Source organism: Opitutia bacterium (genome assembly GCA_016217545.1).
Classification (GTDB): Bacteria; Verrucomicrobiota; Verrucomicrobiia; order Opitutales; family Opitutaceae; genus Didemnitutus.
Genome location: JACRHT010000006.1, coordinates 15763 through 31902, shown reverse-complemented (window position 1 = coordinate 31902; position 16140 = coordinate 15763). Strand labels below are relative to the sequence as shown.

Below are 16140 nucleotides of genomic sequence, written 5' to 3'. Positions count from 1 at the left end.
TATTTATTCTCCCGGACGTGGCGCCTCGATCTCGCGGAGCAGGTTGGCCGCCGCCTTGTCGTCGGGCAGCAAACGGACCGTCTCCCGCGCGAGGAGCCGGGCGGACTCGATCTGCCCTTCCGCCGCGAGGCTGCGCACGAGCTTGAACGCCAGCGAACGCGCCGCGCCCGGGCGCACCGCCAGTTCCTTGTAAGCTGTGAGCGCCAGCGGACGCTGATCAAGCGCGAGCCAGACCCGCACTTCACTCGCGTTGAAATCCGCGCGGGAGGCCGCGAGCCACGCGGGCGACTTCTGCCGCACGTAGTCGAGCACCCGGCGCGCCTCGTCGGCGTTGCTTTGGCGCAGGGCGCGATCGACAGCGGCGAACGTGGCGTCGGCCGTTTGCGTCGTCTTCGCCAAATCGTCGGAAACTTCGATCGCGCGCAGGGCTTGGGCCATCGCGGCGGTCGGCCGCAGGGCGGCGAGTTCGTCCCGCACCACGCGCGCTTCGCTTTCGCGCTGCCGCTGCGCCAACTGGGCGCCGAGCTTCGCCAAGCGCAGCAAATCGGATTCCGCGCGCGGGCGTTCGAGATAGGCATGGAGCACGGCTCGGGAGGTCGTTGCATCCTGGGACAGCAACGCCAACTCCACATCCCGCACGGCGAAGTCTTCCGTCGCTTTGGCCAGCCAAGCCGGCCGGGTGGAACGAATCGCACGCAACAAGTCGCGCGCACTACCGAACGACCCCGCGGCGAGCGCGGCGTCGATGCGCTCGAGCGCGAGCGCCGCGGTGCTCGGGATGGCAACCGCCGGAGTTTCGGCTGCAGCGTCGCTTTCCGTCCGGGTCGCCGCTTGGCTGGCGGCGCGCCGTTCCGCTGCCGCCACGACATCCGGCCGCAGACGGAGCAGCGGATCCGCATAAGGGTAGACTCGTAAGCCGATGTCCACGACCTCGCGCGCGGCATTCACATGGCCGGCGCGGCTGAGCACCTTCACCGCGAGTTCATACATCGGCGCCGTGGCGCGCCCGCGCATGTCGCCGAGGTGGCTGGTGAGGCCGGAAATTTGCTGTTCCCCACCCGCGACGCTGGCCCGCGTGAGGCGGTTGATGAACTCCGGATAAAAGCGCTGGGCCGGCGGCAACGTCTCGATGCTCGCCTCCCATTCCCTCAACCGCTGGAACGCCTCGTCGAAGTCGCCGCGCCGCAAGGCGAGCTCCGTGAGATGGACGCGAAACGCGAACGGGCTGAGCCGGTTCGCGACGGCGACCCGCTCGGCACGCCGCACGGCGTCGGGCAAATCGAGGTTCACCGCCGTCGCGGCGAACAATTGCAGCGCGCCGTCGCTGGTGGCGAAGAATTCGAAGAATTCCTGCTCCGTCAGGTCGCGCAGCGTGAGCCGCTTCATGCGGTGCCAGGCGGAAAAAGCGAACACGGCAGGCATCGGCTGCCCCGGCGTCATCGCCTTCATGCGGCGCAAGGCAGACTCGAGGGCCGGCGCATCGTCGGCGTCCATGGCGAGCTCGGCCTCGAGTCGCAGCTCGTCCATTCCGACGCGTTTCAGCGTGGCGAAGAACCGGCGCGCCTCGTCGCGGCGGCCGAGCGCGCTCAGCGCGCTGACGCGCAGGCGCGTGCTGCGGCGTTCCTCGACGGTTTCGTCGCCGGCGGGGAGCGTGGCGAGCAAGGTCTCGGCCGCGGCCGCATCGCGCGCACTGAGCAGCAGCGACGCGCGGGTGTTCGCGACGAAGCGGCGCGTTGCGGCGTCGAGCGCAGGCGTGTGCGTGGGCGAGAGCAGTTCCGCGGTGAGATCGCGCAGGCGATTCTGCGCCTGAGTGGCGGCGAGATGGCCGAACAGGCTGCGCAGCAGCTCGGCGTCGCCGGGCGCGTATTTCAGACCTGCCTCGAGCACAGTGAGAGCGCCGGCAGGATCCGAGCCGGCCATGATGCGGGCGAGATTGATCCGGCCGGTGACATTGCCCGGCGAGCGCGCGAGACCGACGCGCAAACCATAGTAGGCCTCGACGTAGTCTTTTGCTCGCAAGCGCAGGAGAGCCTGGGCAATCGCGGTGTCGCCGCGCTTCTGTTTGAGGTGTTCGCCGCGCACGGGCGCGGTCGCGATGTCGAACCACGTGACCTCATTGCCGGGCACGCGATTCCACCACAGGAACAACGCCGTGGCCGCGACGAGGTAGAGCGTGACACCGACGGCGAGCGCGCCAGCCAGCGCGCGTTTCCAATAGAGTTCGAGATGCCAGGTGGTCGTCTTGACGCGCTCGCGGCGCACCGCGAGGGTGCGCAGGAACCAGAGGCGTCGATCACCGGGGGGCAGATCGCGTTTCCACGCGGAATTGAACTTCAGCGAGAGTTTCAAGGGCGCCCGACTTCAACGCCCGCGCACGCGCGCCGCAACAGCGCAAATGCAAAAATCGCGCGCGTGCTACTCGAATCGCAGCGCCTCGATCGGATCGAGCGACGACGCTTTCCACGCCGGATAAAAACCGAAGCCCACGCCGATGCCGGAGCAGACGAGAATGCCGATGAAGGCCCAATTCCAAGGGAACACGACCGAGGCGTTCAGCATCATGGCGAGGCCATTGCCCGCCGCGACGCCGAGCAGGATGCCGACCAAGCCGCCCGCGAGTGAAATCACGACGGCTTCGACGAGGAACTGGGTGAGGATATTCTTCTTACGCGCGCCGATCGACTTCCGGATGCCGATTTCCTTCGTCCGCTCCGTAACCGACACGAGCATGATGTTCATGATGCCGACGCCGGCCGCGAGCAGCGCAATGCCCGAGATGACAAACGAACCCGCGGCGACCGCATCGGCGACCTTGGCGAAGGCGGCGATGAGCGAATCGTTGGAGTAGACCTCGAAGTCGTTTTCCTTTTCCGCCTGCAGGCCGCGCACCGTGCGCATGACCGTGATGGCCTTGTCGAGCGTCTCGTTGTAAACCTGCTGCGTCGGCGCCTGCGTCGCGATGCTGATGGAGCGGCGCTCGGCTCCGTAGTCGGCGAAGAAGCGCGTGATCGGGACGATGGCGATGTTGTCCGAACTGCCGCCGAAGGCTTGTCCCTTAGGCGCGAACACACCGATGACGATGTAGGTGCGCTCCTTGATCTTGATCGTCTTCCCGAGTGCATTTTCCGCGGGGAAAAGCTTGGTGACGATGTCCTGGCCGATGATCACGACCGGGCGCGACAGCTCGATGTCGCCCGGCGTGAAGTTGCGGCCGATCTGGACGTCGAACTGGTTCGCGGTGACGAAATTTTCGTCGCTGCCGCCGAAGCGGACATCGGGCGTGGTCTTGCGGCCGCCGTAGGTCGCCTGGCCGCCATCGTCGAAGACCTTCAGGCAGATGACGTCCGCGATGCCTTCCATCTCGCGTTTGTAGCGCAGCGCTTGGTCGAGCGTGATGTCGCGGCGCATCTGGTAACGCCGGCGCCCTTCCGGACCGCCGCCGCCGAACACGGGGTATTTGGCGAACTGGAAAATGTTCGAGCCGAGGAAGCTCAGGCCGGTCTCAATCGACGAGCGCATCGCCGTGACGGTCGTCATCACGCCGATGACGGAAAACACGCCGATGGTGATGCCCAGCATGGTCAGCACCGAGCGGAGCTTGTTCACGCCCAGCGACCCGAAGGCCATCTTGAAGATTTCGGAGAGTTGCATGGTTACTCGTAACGCAGGGCTACGACGGGATCGAGACGCGAGGCGCCCCACGCCGGTGCGAATCCGGAGACGACGCCAGTGATGACCGACACCATCACGCTGATGACGACGAGGTCGGGCGAGAATGCCACGGGGAAGTTCGGCGCCGCCTCGCGCACCGCGAGGAAGAGCGAGAACGAGATGCCCATGCCGATGACGCCGCCGATGAGGCAGATCGAGACGGCCTCGACGAGAAATTGCATGAGGATGCTGCGGCGGCGCGCGCCGAGGGCCTTGCGCGTGCCGATCTCCTTCGTGCGCTCCTTCACCGACACGAACGTGATGTTCATGATGCCGATGGCTCCCACGAAGAGCGACAGCCCGGTGATGAACAGGCCGGCCAGCGCGATGCCGTTCTTCACGGGATCGAGCTGCGCCTTGAACGCCTGTTGCTCGTTGATGGTGAAATTGTCGCGCTCGCCCGGTTGCTGGCCGCGCACGCGGCGCATCGCACCGACGAGTTCCTCCTTCGCCTCGGCGAGGCGGGTTTTGTCGGCGATCTTGACGCGGATATCGACGCCGCGGCGGATGGAATTGTATTTCGCGTAGGCGTTCAGCGGCACGAGCACGAAATTATCCATGCTGAACATGCCGAGAAACTCGCCCTGCTTCGCGAACACGCCGATGACTTCGAAGGGCTGGCCATTGATCGCCACCGTTTGCCCCAGCGGCGAGCGGCCTTGGAAGAGCGCCTCGGCGACATCGAACCCCAGCGTGCAGACCTGGCGCCCGCTGCCGGCTTCGGCGTCGTTGAACATGCGGCCCTCGGCGTATTCGGTGCCGGTGAGCTGGGCGTATTCCGCCTCGGTGCCGCCGGTGAAGACGCCGCTGATGCGGACATCGCCGAATTTCACCGCGCTCGAACGACCGGCGAAAGGCACGGCGAAGAGCAGCTCGGACTTGTCGCTGGCGGCGATGATGCGGTTCAACGCCGCGGCTTCGCGCGCCTGCGGATTCGGGCGGTTGACGTAATTCCACCAGTCCTCCGCGCCGGTCCAGGGCCATTTCTGCACGTAGAGGACGTCTTCGCCGAGCATCGCGAGGCTGTTTTCGAAGCCCTTGTCGATGCCGCGAATCGCGGTGCCCATCAGCGTGACCGCGACGATGCCGATGATGACGCCGAGCGCGGTGAGGACGGAGCGCATCTTGTTCGCGCGAATCTGCGCCCACGCGATGCGGACGGATTCGTTGAACTCGTAGATGAGGCGTTTCATGGCGACGAGGGTGGCTGGGCGGAGGCTCGAAACGAGAGATCGGGGATGATTGGCGGAAAGAACGCGACGGAGGTCGGTCAATTCGCGCCGTAGCGTCAGGTCTGACGCACGTCGGACTCGATCAGACCGTCGCGCAGACGGACGATGCGGCGGGCGTGGCGGGCGATGTCCTCCTCGTGCGTGACGACGATGATGGTGTTGCCCTGCGCGTAGAGGTCCTCGAAGAGCTGCATGATTTCCTCGCCGGTGCGGGAGTCGAGGTTACCCGTCGGCTCGTCCGCGAGGATGATCGAGGGATTGTTAACGAGCGCGCGGGCGATGGCGACGCGCTGGCGTTGGCCGCCGGAGAGCTCGTTGGGCTTGTGGCTCATGCGCTCGCCGAGGCCGACGTTGTGGAGCGCCTGCATGGCTTTCTCGCGTCGCTCCTGCGGGCCGATGCCGGCGTAGATGAGCGGGAGCTCGACGTTGGCGAGCGAGGTGGAGCGCGGGAGGAGGTTGAACGTCTGGAAGACGAAACCGATCTCGCGATTGCGGATCTCCGCGAGTTCGTCGTCGGTCATGGCCGAGACATCCTTGCCGGCGAACTGGTAGTGTCCGCTGGTGGGCGTATCGAGACAGCCGAGCATGTTCATCAGCGTCGACTTGCCGGAGCCCGACGGGCCCATGATGGCGAGGTATTCGTTGCGATGGACCTTGAGGGCGACGCCGCGGAGGGCGTGGACCGTCTCCTCGCCCATGCGGTAGAGCTTGGTCACGCCTTCGATGTCGATGACGAGGGGGCCCGGCGTGCGGTAGACGCGCTCGACCGCGGGTGAACTGGAGGGGGAGGCGGAGGACATGTGGTCGGAAGGCAGGGCGGCGAGTCCACTCGCCGCCGCGGCGCGGAGCGGACTCCGCACCCTACCCGGTTTACTTGTTTTCTTCCTTCTTGGGCGTTTCGAGCATCACGCGGGCGCCGTCCTTGAGCTTGCGGCTGATGGCGGCGTAGCTGCCGGAGACGACTTCTTCGCCGGACTTCACGCCGGACTTCACCTCGATGTGGCTGTTGTCGGCGAGGCCGGTCTCGACCTTGCGCATGACGACTTTGTCACCTTGGCGGATGAAGACGACGCGCTGGAGCTTTTCGACTTCGCGGCGGGCGTTGCGTTTCTCGGTCTCGACTTCGAGGTCGTTGCCGGAGCGCTCCTTGGCTTCCTTGGATTTCTGCTGCTGGAGTTCCTCGGTGGTCTTGCCGCCTTCGGCGCGAACGGTGACGGATTGAATGGGAACCGCGACGACGTTGGCGACGGTCTCGGTCTCGATGTCGACGGTGGCGCTCATGCCCGGGCGGAGCGTCACGTCCTTGTCGGTGATGCGGATCTTGACCAGGAAGTTCGTCACTTCGTCCGAGGCGGAGGCGGCGAGAGCGGCGGCGTTGTTGCTGCTGGAGCCGGCGGTCAGCGCGGAGCTGGAAATCTCCGCGACCTTGCCCTCGAAGCGGCGACCCGGGAACGCGTCGACCATCACGATGGAGTGGTCGCCGACCTTGACGTTGATGATGTCGTTCTCGTTGACCTTCACGCGCACTTCCATGTTCGTGAGGTCCGCGATGCGCATGATCTCGGTGCCGGCGAACTGGTTGGTGCCGACGACGCGCTCGCCGACCTCGCTGGTGAGCGAGCTGATCGAGCCGTCCATCGGGGAGTAGATGGTGGTCTTGTTGAGCTGGTCGCGCGATTGGTCGACGGAACCTTCGGTGCGGCGGATTTGCGCGAGGGAGGACTCGTAGTCGGCCTTGGCGACGTTGAGGTTCGTGCGGGCGGACGTGAAATCCGCATCCGAGATGAGGTTCTTCTGGTAGAGGTCGTTCGCCTGCTTGAAGTCCTGCTCCGCCTTCGTGAGGCGCGCCTGACTCAGCACGGAGCTGGCCCGGGCCGAGGAGAGGGATGCCTCCTGCTGCTCGAGCTGTGCCTTGTAGAAGTCGGGTTTGATGCGGACGAGCAGGTCGCCCTTTTTGACCGTCTGTCCTTCCACTACGGGGATCTGGATCAGTTCGCCGGCCACTTCGGGCGAAATCTTCACCTCGGTCTCGGGCTGGACCTTGCCGGTGGCGGTGACGATGTGCGTGATGGTTTTCACCACGGCCTTCTCGATGGTGACCTGCGTCGGCTTCTCGCCCGCTTTGCCCTTGGCGACGCCGGCGGCGATCACGACGGCGGAGACCGCAACGATGCCGAGGATGATCCAGAGGCGTTTGCGCGACTTCTTTTTGGTCGAGGCGGCGGACGGAACCGCAATGGGCTTGGGGGTGGCGGAGGACATAGTCATCAGGAGGAAAAGATGAAGAAAATCGAAGGGACGTTGGCCAGAACTATCGCCGCGCGCCGCTCCCGCCGAAAAACACAGAGGGGCCCCGAAGGACCCCTCTGCAACACAACTGATAACTACGAACGAGGGGAGTAAACGGGGTCGCTCCACGGTTTTGAACGGGATTGCGACGACAGGCGACTACCTCGCGATGAACGGCCTACGATAGCCGTTTTCCGCATCGCAAGGCGGACGAAGCCAAAGAACAGGGGCTACAACACCCGAAGCCCGCCCGAGTCGCAGCTGTTTTGGGACAAACGGACCGGCGCCGGGATGGACGGGCCGCGCCGGCTCAGAGCGCGGAGCGCATCAACTCCTCCAGCCGATCGTGATAGCCGCGGCTCAGCCGCAGCTTCGTGCCGTCGTGGAGGATCACCGCGTATTCACCCGCAAACGAGGGACTGAGCTTTTTCACGCGATCAATGTTCACGATCGTCGAGCGATGGATGCGGATGAAGCGCTTGGGATCGAGCCGGTCCTCCAGATTGGCCATCGTCTCGCGCAACAGGTGGACGCGACCGCCGGCGTGGAACTTCATGTAGTCGCCCTCCGCCTCGATCCAATCGATCTCCTCGGCCTTGATGAAATAGATTTCGCCGCCCGAGCGCAGCAGCACGCGCTCCCGGGTGATCGCCTCCTGCGACGCACTGCCCTCCGGCGCCGGCGCTTTGGTCGGCGCCGCACCACCCGCCACGGCAGTCGCGGCGGCAGCGCCGGCATTGGCCTGCAAATGCTGGAGCAACTTCGCCAACTCCGCGCCCAACGCATCGGTCTGGCGCCGGATCAGCTCCGACTTCGCACGCCGCAACGCCGCCGCGAATCGGTCGTCCTCGAACGGCTTCAACAGGTAGTCCACCGCGTTCACCTCGAACGCCTGCAACGCATGCTGGTCGCGCGACGTGACGAAGATCACCGCCGGCGGCCGCGGCCCCAGCGCCTCGAGCACCTTGAAGCCGCTCATCTCCGGCATCTGCACATCGAGAAAAATGAGATCCGGCTTCTCCGCCGCCACCTGCCGCACGGCGTCCGCCCCCGTCGCCGCCTCGCCCACCACCAACACATCGGGATCCCGCTCCAGCAAACGCACGATCCGCCGACGCGTGGCCGGCTCATCGTCGACGACCAGAATGCGAATCTTGTTCATGCGTCCGCCGCGATCTGCGGCGACGACACGCAACCGAGCGGCGCGGGCGCCACGAACGGCGAACGGATGGCACGGGGCTTGGTCATGTCTATCCGCCTTGTGCGTCCGAGCTTCCACGGGTTCAAGCGGATAAATTTTCCCGAAAATGGGACACGTCGCGAATAATATTTCGATAGACCGTGCGCCCCCGAAATCAGCGACGCCCGAAGCGCCCGATCCTCACTTCGGCAGGCCAGCACTCGTTCGATTTCGTCAACGCCTCGCACCACGCTCGCGCCAGCCACGGCGCGCACAGCGTGCCCTTCGATCCGAGCGCGCCGAAGAACCCCACGCGCATCCCCTCGCGCCACCCGACCGCCGGCAGTCGATCCGGCAAACTCACCCTTACGCCCACCCGCTGCTCGAGCACCATGAGATCGCCTGCCACCAGCTCGCGCGCATCGGCGAGCAACTTCTCCCGCGCCGCCGCCGTCGGCGCGACGTCCTCCACGCCACGCTCGTAAGTCGCACCGACACGCGCGCCGCTGCCCCCATCCGGCAACACCCATGTGCCGCGACTCACCGCTTCATCCGGCGCGAGCTGCGCGCCGCGCACGTGCACGATCTCGCCTTTCGCCGCCTCGAACGGCAGCTCGGGAAACCACTCGCGCGCCAGTGCGCCCGCGCCCGTGCAAAAGATCGCCGCCGCAAACGCCTCGCCGCACCAAGTCACACCCGACGCATCGGCCGCCAGCTCCTCGCGCTTCACCGCTGCGGCGCGCAACCAGCCGCGTCCGCCCCAAAGTTCCGCCGCCACTTCGAGCAACGTCGGCAAATCCACCCACGCCGCGCCGTGAATCTCCACGCCCCCCTCGCCCGGCGTCGCAAAGGGCGCCAGCTCGCCACTCGCGAGTTTCTTCGCCGCGCGCGACGCCTCGATGTCGTTGGCGAACCGCCGACGCAGCCGCAGCGGATGCCACAGCTCGACGCCGAGCCTCGCCCCCACCGCGCGATACCAGCTCTCGGCAAACGGCAGCAGCTCCTCGACGCGCCACACCTTCACGAAACGCTGGCCCGCGATCGGATTCACGAGCCCCGCCGCCACGCGCGACGCCGCGCGGGCGTGGCCTTCGCTCGCGACGACAAACGGAATCCCCGCTGCCTCCAGCGCGAGCGCCGTGCCGGCGAGCCCCTGGCCCACGATCAGCACGCGCCCGCTCATCGGCTCACTCGCCCGCCAACGCGGCGCCGACGATGCCGGCGTCGTTGTGCAGCTTGGCCGGCACGACCTTCGCGCGCGTGTGCAGAAGCTTGAACCACATGCGGTGATCCTGGCTCACGCCGCCGCCGATGATGATCAGCTCCGGCGAGAACAGTCGCTCTACGACGCGCAGGTAAACGTTCACGCGGTCCGTCCATTCCTTCCAATCGAGTTCGAGCTTCGTCTTCACCGCGGCCGACGCGAACTTCTCGATCGGCTCGCCCTCCCACGGCACGTGGCCGAGCTCGGCGTTCGGGAAAAGTTGTCCGCGATAAAACAGCGCCGAACCGATGCCCGTGCCGAACGTCAGCATCAACACCGTCCCGTCGCGTCCCTTGCCCGCGCCGAAACGCATCTCGGCCAACCCGGCCGCGTCGGCATCGTTCACGACGCCCACCTTGCAACCGGTCGCCTTGGAGAAAATCTTCACGCCATTCTGTTTCTCCCATTCCTCACCCAGATTGCCGACCGCGTCGATGCGCTCGCCGAGGATGATGCCCGGAAAACCGATGCCGACGCGCCCTTTCCATTTGAAGTGCGACACGATCTGCCGCGCCGCCGCCAGACCCTCGTCGCGCGGACACGGACTGGAAACCGGCACGCGGAAACGCTCGGCGAGCAACCGGCCGGTTTTGATGTCCACGGGCGCGGCCTTGAAGGACGAGCCACCGATGTCGATACCGAGAACTTTCATGGGGGAAACTGCGGATCGTAGTAATTCGGCCCTCGCGCGCAATCCTCAGCTGTCCGCTTTGACACGGCCCAATTCCGCCGGCGTCGCCGGTCGCGCCGCCACCAACTCGACGTCGAAATGCAGTGTCGCGCCGGCGAGCGGATGATTCGCATCCAGCGTCACCTGATCGCCGTCGATCGCCACAACCGTCACGACCGGCGCATGGCGATCCTGCCCCGCGAGAAATTGGTCGCCCACGCTCAACTCGCCATCGATCGGGAGACTCGAACGCGGCACGCGCTGCACCAACGCCTCCTCGCGCAGGCCATAGCCGAGCTCCGGCGGCACCGCGACGTCGCGACGTTCGCCGATGGACATCGCGCTCAGCTCTTTCTCGAGACCCGGCACGATTTCCTGCGCACCCTCGAGAAAACTCAGCGGCTCGCCGCCGCCGCGCGACGTGTCGAGCACGCGCCTGTTCGCATCGCGCAGCGTGTAGTGAAAAGTCAGAACCCGGTGTGTCGCCATGAAGCGGCCAGTCACCCGCGCTGCGCCCCGCAACTCAAGACGATTTCCACCCTGCGTCCCGCCGCCGGGCCCCCACTGCCGGCCTAGCCGAACTGGTCACCTATTAGGTGACCAGTCCGCTCGCGCACCGAGCGAAATGCTCAATTTGGCCAACAACCGCGGTCACCTAATAGGTGACGCGACACTCGACGCCGCTCAGGTCTCCTGCCGCAGGACCTCCAGCGGCGGGTGGTCGCAGATGCCGCGGCTCGACAGCAGGCCGGTTATCACGGTCACCGCGCTGACGGCGAGCCAACCGAGGACGAGCACTGCGAGCGACGGCGTCGACCAGCTCATCTTGAAAATGAAGCGCGCCAGTCCCCAATTCGCACCCACCGCGAGCACCGCGCCGACCGCCGCGCCGAGCGTGCCCAGCGCGAGATACTCGGCGAGCATGATGCGGTTCACCTGCCGCTTCGTCGCGCCGAGCGTGCGGAGCAAGACGCTCTCGCGCACACGCTGGCTGCGCCCGATGAGCACCGCGCCCGCGAGCACGATGACGCCCGTCACGACCGTGAAGAGCGCGAGAAACTCGACGACGAACGACGCCTTCGCATAGACGCTGTCGATTGTCTGAAGAATCAGACCGAGGTCGATCGCCGACACGTTCGGGTGTTCGCGCACCACCGCCTGCTGCACGCGGGCCGAGATGGCGGAGTCGGTCGCACGCAGCGCCATCACGTGAAACTTCGGCGCGCCTTCCAGCACGCCTTCGGGAAAGACCACGAAGAAATTCGGCGACAACCGCTGCCACTCGACTTGCCGCAAGCTGCCCACGACCGTCTTCACCGGCACGCCTTGCACGTCGAATTCGATCTGGTCGCCGAGCTTCACGCCGAGATCGCGAGCGAGGTTTTCCTCGAGCGAAACCGGCACGTCCTCCGCGCCCGCCGGCGCGTGGCCCTCGAACTTGCCCGCGGTCACGCGCTCGGTGTCGGCGAGTTGCCCGCGGTAGGTCGAACGATACTCGCGACGCACCGTCCACGCCGCGACGCGCGCGGAGTTGTCCTTCAACACCTCCGCGATCGGCCGACCCTTCAACGCGCTGATGCGCATCGTCACGATCGGCGCCTGCGCGCGCACCGGCGCGCCATTATCCGCGACAATCTTGGCCACTGACTCGACCTGATCGTCCTGAATGTCGAACAGCATCAAGTTCGGGCGGTCGCCTCCGCCCATCACGCGCAGCTGTCCGAGCAGTGTGTCGCGCGTGAGGTAGAGCGTCATCATGAGGAACGTGCCCATGCCGAGCGACACGAGCAGCAGCACCGTGCGGTTGTTCGGGCGGTAGAGATTCGCCACGCCCTGCCGCCACGCGAACGGCAGCCGGCGCAAATTCAGCCGTTGCGCGACCCACGCGATCAGCTTCGCCAGACCGGCCAACACCGCGAAACCGAAGAACAACACGCCCGCGAAACCCACGCCCCACGCCACGCGTCCGGTTTGCTGAATCGCGAACGCGAACACGATGACGACGATCACGACCATCAGCGTCACGCGCAGCCAGTCGACGCGCGCATTGCCGCCACTGTCCGCGAACGCCGAACGAATCGCCAGCAGCGGCGACACGCGCCGCACCTCGAGCAGCGGCAGCAGCGCGAACAGCACGCTGATCACCACGCCCGCGCCGACGCCGCTCGCGACCGATTTCCACGAGACGAAGAAATCGAACGAGAACGGCAGGAAATCGCGCAGGAAAGTCGGCAACACCAGCTGCGCTCCGATGCCGAGCACCGCGCCGCCGAGCGCGCCCACGAGCCCGAGGCCCACACCTTGCACGAGGTAGATCGCGAACGCCTTGCCCGCGCTCGCACCGAGGCAGCGCAGCACGGCCACGGTCGGGATTTTTTGCCGCACGTGCGCATGCACGGCGCTCGCCACGCCGATCGCGCCGAGGAACAGCGACGCGAAGCCAACGAGCATCAGGAACGAATTCACGTTCTGGATCGCGCCGCCGAGTTCGCGCTTGCGCTCCTCGACCGTGTCGAAGCCCAGTCGCAGCTCGCGGAAACGCTCGCGCAGATCGCTCACCATTTTCTCCACGTCGGTGTTCGCCGGAAATTTCAAATAGACGCGATACCGCGCGAGGCTGCCCTGCTTGAGCAGGCCGGTATCCTGCACCGCCGCGAGCGGGATAAACACGCGCGGCGCGAGCGTCGTGACGCCGGCGGCGGACTCGCCCGGCACCTTCAGCAAACCGCCCGCGACGCGAAACTCGCCCGCGCCGAGCTTGATCGGATCGCCGGGCTTCAAACCGTATTGCACCGCCACGCCTTCCTCGACGATCGCGTGTGCGCCGGTCGCGAGCTGCGCGCGCGCATCCGCCGGATCGGTGCTGAACTCGCCGTAGAAAGGAAACGCGCCCTGCAACGCGCGCACTTGCACGAGCCGCGTGGCGCCGCCGGCCGTGGGCGCGACGAGCATCGAGTTGAACGCGATCTCACGCGCCTGTTCGCCGCCGAGGCCGGCGATGAATTTCTCCGCCTCCGGCGTCAGCGCCGCGCGCGACGTGATGACGAGGTCGGCGCCAAGCAACGACTTGGTCTGGTCCTCGATCGCGCTGCGGAGATTGTCGCGCAACGAGCCAACCGCCACGAGTGCGGCGACGCCGAGCACGACCGCGAGGGAGAAGAGCAACAGCCGCCGCCGCGAAGCGCGCGTATCGCGCCAGGCCATTTTGAGAATGAAGTTCATGAAAGGACGGAAGGGCCCACGAAACACACGAAGTCCGGGCGATAGGTCTGCGTCAGAGGCCGCCCCTTGTAAGAAAGAGCCAGAGCCTTCTGCGCCTCGAACGGAATCCCCTGCATCTCCAGCTCGAACGCGAGGCATTCCTGGAAAACCGGCTCCAGAAACCCGCAGCCTTTCTCTCGGTAAACTTCGAAGCAGGCTCCGACGATCTTGTAACACTCTTCCGCTTGGATGACGTTGTTCATTTTCCCATCCTTTCGTGTGGTTCGTGTGTTTCGTGGGCTCTTCTGTTTGTTTGCTGTGGCGACCGAAAATCAGCCTCAACCCATCCGCTCGTCGCTCACGACGTGGCCGCTGCGCAGGCGGAGGATGCGCTGCGTCTGCCGCGCGAGTTCGAGGTCGTGGGTCACGAGCACGAGCGTCGTGCCACGTTCGCGGTTGAGGCCGAAGATGAGATCGACCATCGCGTGCGCCGTGTCGCCGTCGAGATTGCCCGTCGGCTCGTCGCAGAAGAGGATTTTCGGGCGGTTGATGAATGCCCGCGCGAGCGCCACGCGCTGTTGTTCGCCGCCGGAAAGCTGGAGCGAGTAGTGATCGAGCCGGTCGCCGAGACCGACTCGCGCGAGCAGTTCGGCCGCCTCCTTTTCGCGCGTGTTATCGCCGCGCAGCTCGAGCGGCACGAGGACGTTTTCCAATGCCGTGAGCGTCGGGATGAGCTGAAAATTCTGGAACACGAACCCGACACTCTCGTTGCGCACGAGGGCTCGTTCGTCCTCGGACAGCGTGCCGATCTCGCGCCCCGCGAGCTGCACGGTTCCGCTCTTCGGCGCGTCGAGCCCCGCGCACAAGCCGAGCAGTGTCGTCTTGCCAGACCCCGACGGACCCACGATCGCGCACGTGCTGCCCGGCTCGAGCGCGAAGCTCACCTCGTGCAACACCGTCAGCGGGCCGGCCGCGGTCGCATAGGTTTTGGTGAGGCGCTCGACTTTCAGGATGTTTTGAACACTCATGGGCGGAATGGCGAGTAACACACCCAACGCCCTCCAAAGTGCAAAGTTGTTCGTCGGACGGCTGATTCGCCGGGCCGGGCGGTTCGGGGCAATGCTGCTGGCTGCGACGCTCGCGACGACCGCCGCCTCCGCCGCGACGAAGACGCTGCTTTTCTACGGTGACAGCATCACCGCCGGCTACGGTCTCGATCCCGGCGAAGCCTACCCGGCGATCATCCAACAGAAAATCGACGCCGCCGGCCTGCCGTGGAAGGTCGTGAACGCCGGGCTCAGTGGCGAGACCACCGCCGGCGGATTGCGGCGGCTCGATTGGATCCTGCGCCAGCCCGTGGATATTTTCGTCATCGAGCTCGGCGGGAACGACGGCCTCCGCGGCATCGAGCCCGAGGTGACCCGCGTCAACCTCGAAAAGATGATCGAACGCATCCGCGCCAAGAACCCGCGCGTAGTCGTTGTGCTGGCCGGCATGCAAATCCCCACGAACATGGGTCCCGCCTACGCGCAGGCTTTCGCGAAGATCTACCCCGCGCTGGCCGAGGCGCAAAAGACCGTGCTCATTCCGTTTCTCCTCGAAAACGTGGGAGGCATTCCCGAGCTGAACCAACCGGACGGCATTCACCCTACGGCGGCCGGTCATCGAATGGTTGCGGAGACGGTCTGGAAAACTATCAAACCTCTCCTGTGAGGCCGACCACCCCGCTGCTCGCACTCCCGCTCGTCCTGCTCGCCGCCGCGTCCATCGCGCACGCGCACGAGTTCCGCATGGGAGCCACGCTGACCTACGCAGAGAATTTCAGCCGCACGTCCTACGACCCCACGGCGCAGGACGCAAAAGTCGCGGACGTCGACGGCGCATTCATTCACGCAAAACAACTCGCGCCGAACTGGACGCTCATCACCGCGCTCGAGGGCAACGCCGAATACGTCTCCGAATTTTCCGCGCTCAACCGCCTGAGCGCCGGCGCGCGCGCGACCGTGCGTCACAAGTTCGGCCTCGGCCCGATGGTGCCGGTGCTCGATGCCGGCGCGGCGCTCACGTCCGTGAACTTTCGCGAGAGCGGCCGCAGCGGCTGGCGCGCGGAAGGTTTCGCCACGCTCAGCCAGCGCTTCACCGAGAGCTGGCGTGTAGCCGCGACGGCGAACTGGGAGAGCTTCACCGCCTCGCACGCGCCGTTCGACACGCACGCGCGGCGACTCGGGTTGGAAACGACCTACGACGTGACGGAAACTTGGCAGTTCGGCGCCGGCGCGTCGCGCCTGCACGGCCAGCTCGTCGCGAACGCCGCGTGGTCCGTCTGGGCCCAGGCGATTGGCGGGAGCTTGGGGTCCGTGATTCAGCAGTATTACAACAGCGTTCCGTGGGAGGTTTCGAACACCTTCGGCAGCGGCTGGGTGGCGTATCGCGTGGAATGTCGCGCGGACTTCTGGTGGGCGCAGGTCACAGCGCGACTCAACGACTCGACGAGCATCCCGCTGCGCTACGAGAGCGTAAAGGTAATCAACCACGTCGGCGTCCGCTACGATTCGGCTTTTTGGTCGCTCGGCGTGCTCCACCGCTTCTAATC

At 65.9% G+C, this 16140-nt stretch carries 14 protein-coding genes; 2 read left to right on the top strand and 12 right to left on the bottom strand.

Annotation, left to right across the window (positions count from 1 at the left end):
• Positions 1–3: 3 nt before the first annotated feature.
• The 12 genes from HZA32_04970 to HZA32_04915 all read right to left on the bottom strand — a co-directional run bounded on the left by HZA32_04970 (position 4) and on the right by HZA32_04915 (position 14575).
• Positions 4–2349, bottom strand: a complete 2346-nt coding sequence (locus HZA32_04970; GenBank protein ID MBI5423415.1) for a hypothetical protein — start codon at positions 2347–2349, stop codon at positions 4–6.
• Between the two features lie 66 nt (positions 2350–2415).
• Positions 2416–3651, bottom strand: a complete 1236-nt coding sequence (locus HZA32_04965) for an ABC transporter permease (protein ID MBI5423414.1) — start codon at positions 3649–3651, stop codon at positions 2416–2418.
• Between the two features lie 2 nt (positions 3652–3653).
• Positions 3654–4904: an ABC transporter permease gene (locus HZA32_04960; protein ID MBI5423413.1), complete on the bottom strand. Its 1251-nt coding sequence runs from the start codon at positions 4902–4904 to the stop codon at positions 3654–3656.
• Positions 4905–4999: 95 nt separating this feature from the next.
• A complete protein-coding gene (locus HZA32_04955; protein MBI5423412.1) occupies positions 5000–5743 on the bottom strand; it encodes an ABC transporter ATP-binding protein in 744 nt (247 codons plus the stop codon).
• A 70-nt stretch (positions 5744–5813) separates the two neighbouring features.
• A complete protein-coding gene (locus tag HZA32_04950; protein ID MBI5423411.1) occupies positions 5814–7205 on the bottom strand; it encodes an efflux RND transporter periplasmic adaptor subunit in 1392 nt (463 codons plus the stop codon).
• Positions 7206–7542: 337 nt separating this feature from the next.
• Positions 7543–8394 (bottom strand): response regulator transcription factor, encoded by an 852-nt coding sequence (locus tag HZA32_04945; protein MBI5423410.1) that lies wholly within the window; start codon positions 8392–8394, stop codon positions 7543–7545.
• 193 nt (positions 8395–8587) lie between these two features.
• A complete protein-coding gene (locus tag HZA32_04940) occupies positions 8588–9595 on the bottom strand; it encodes an FAD-dependent oxidoreductase (GenBank protein ID MBI5423409.1) in 1008 nt (335 codons plus the stop codon).
• A gap of 4 nt (positions 9596–9599) precedes the next feature.
• Positions 9600–10328, bottom strand: coding sequence for an ROK family protein (locus HZA32_04935; protein ID MBI5423408.1), 729 nt, complete (start codon positions 10326–10328; stop codon positions 9600–9602).
• 45 nt (positions 10329–10373) lie between these two features.
• Positions 10374–10835, bottom strand: a complete 462-nt coding sequence (locus HZA32_04930) for a peptidylprolyl isomerase (GenBank protein ID MBI5423407.1) — start codon at positions 10833–10835, stop codon at positions 10374–10376.
• A gap of 195 nt (positions 10836–11030) precedes the next feature.
• A complete protein-coding gene (locus HZA32_04925; GenBank protein MBI5423406.1) occupies positions 11031–13568 on the bottom strand; it encodes an ABC transporter permease in 2538 nt (845 codons plus the stop codon).
• Positions 13565–13810 carry a GxxExxY protein gene (locus HZA32_04920; protein ID MBI5423405.1) on the bottom strand — a complete coding sequence of 82 codons (246 nt, stop codon included), beginning with the start codon at positions 13808–13810 and terminating at the stop codon, positions 13565–13567. The genes HZA32_04925 and HZA32_04920 overlap by 4 nt, the downstream gene beginning before the upstream one ends.
• Positions 13811–13885: 75 nt before the next feature.
• Positions 13886–14575: an ABC transporter ATP-binding protein gene (locus HZA32_04915; protein MBI5423404.1), complete on the bottom strand. Its 690-nt coding sequence runs from the start codon at positions 14573–14575 to the stop codon at positions 13886–13888.
• Between HZA32_04915 and HZA32_04910 the strand changes: the two genes are divergently transcribed.
• Together HZA32_04910 and HZA32_04905 are read left to right on the top strand one after the other, a co-directional pair.
• Positions 14574–15260: an arylesterase gene (locus HZA32_04910; GenBank protein MBI5423403.1), complete on the top strand. Its 687-nt coding sequence runs from the start codon at positions 14574–14576 to the stop codon at positions 15258–15260. The genes HZA32_04915 and HZA32_04910 overlap by 2 nt on opposite strands.
• Positions 15257–16138 (top strand): hypothetical protein, encoded by an 882-nt coding sequence (locus tag HZA32_04905; protein MBI5423402.1) that lies wholly within the window; start codon positions 15257–15259, stop codon positions 16136–16138. Before HZA32_04910 ends, HZA32_04905 begins: the two co-directional genes overlap by 4 nt.
• The last annotated feature ends 2 nt before the right edge of the window (positions 16139–16140 follow it).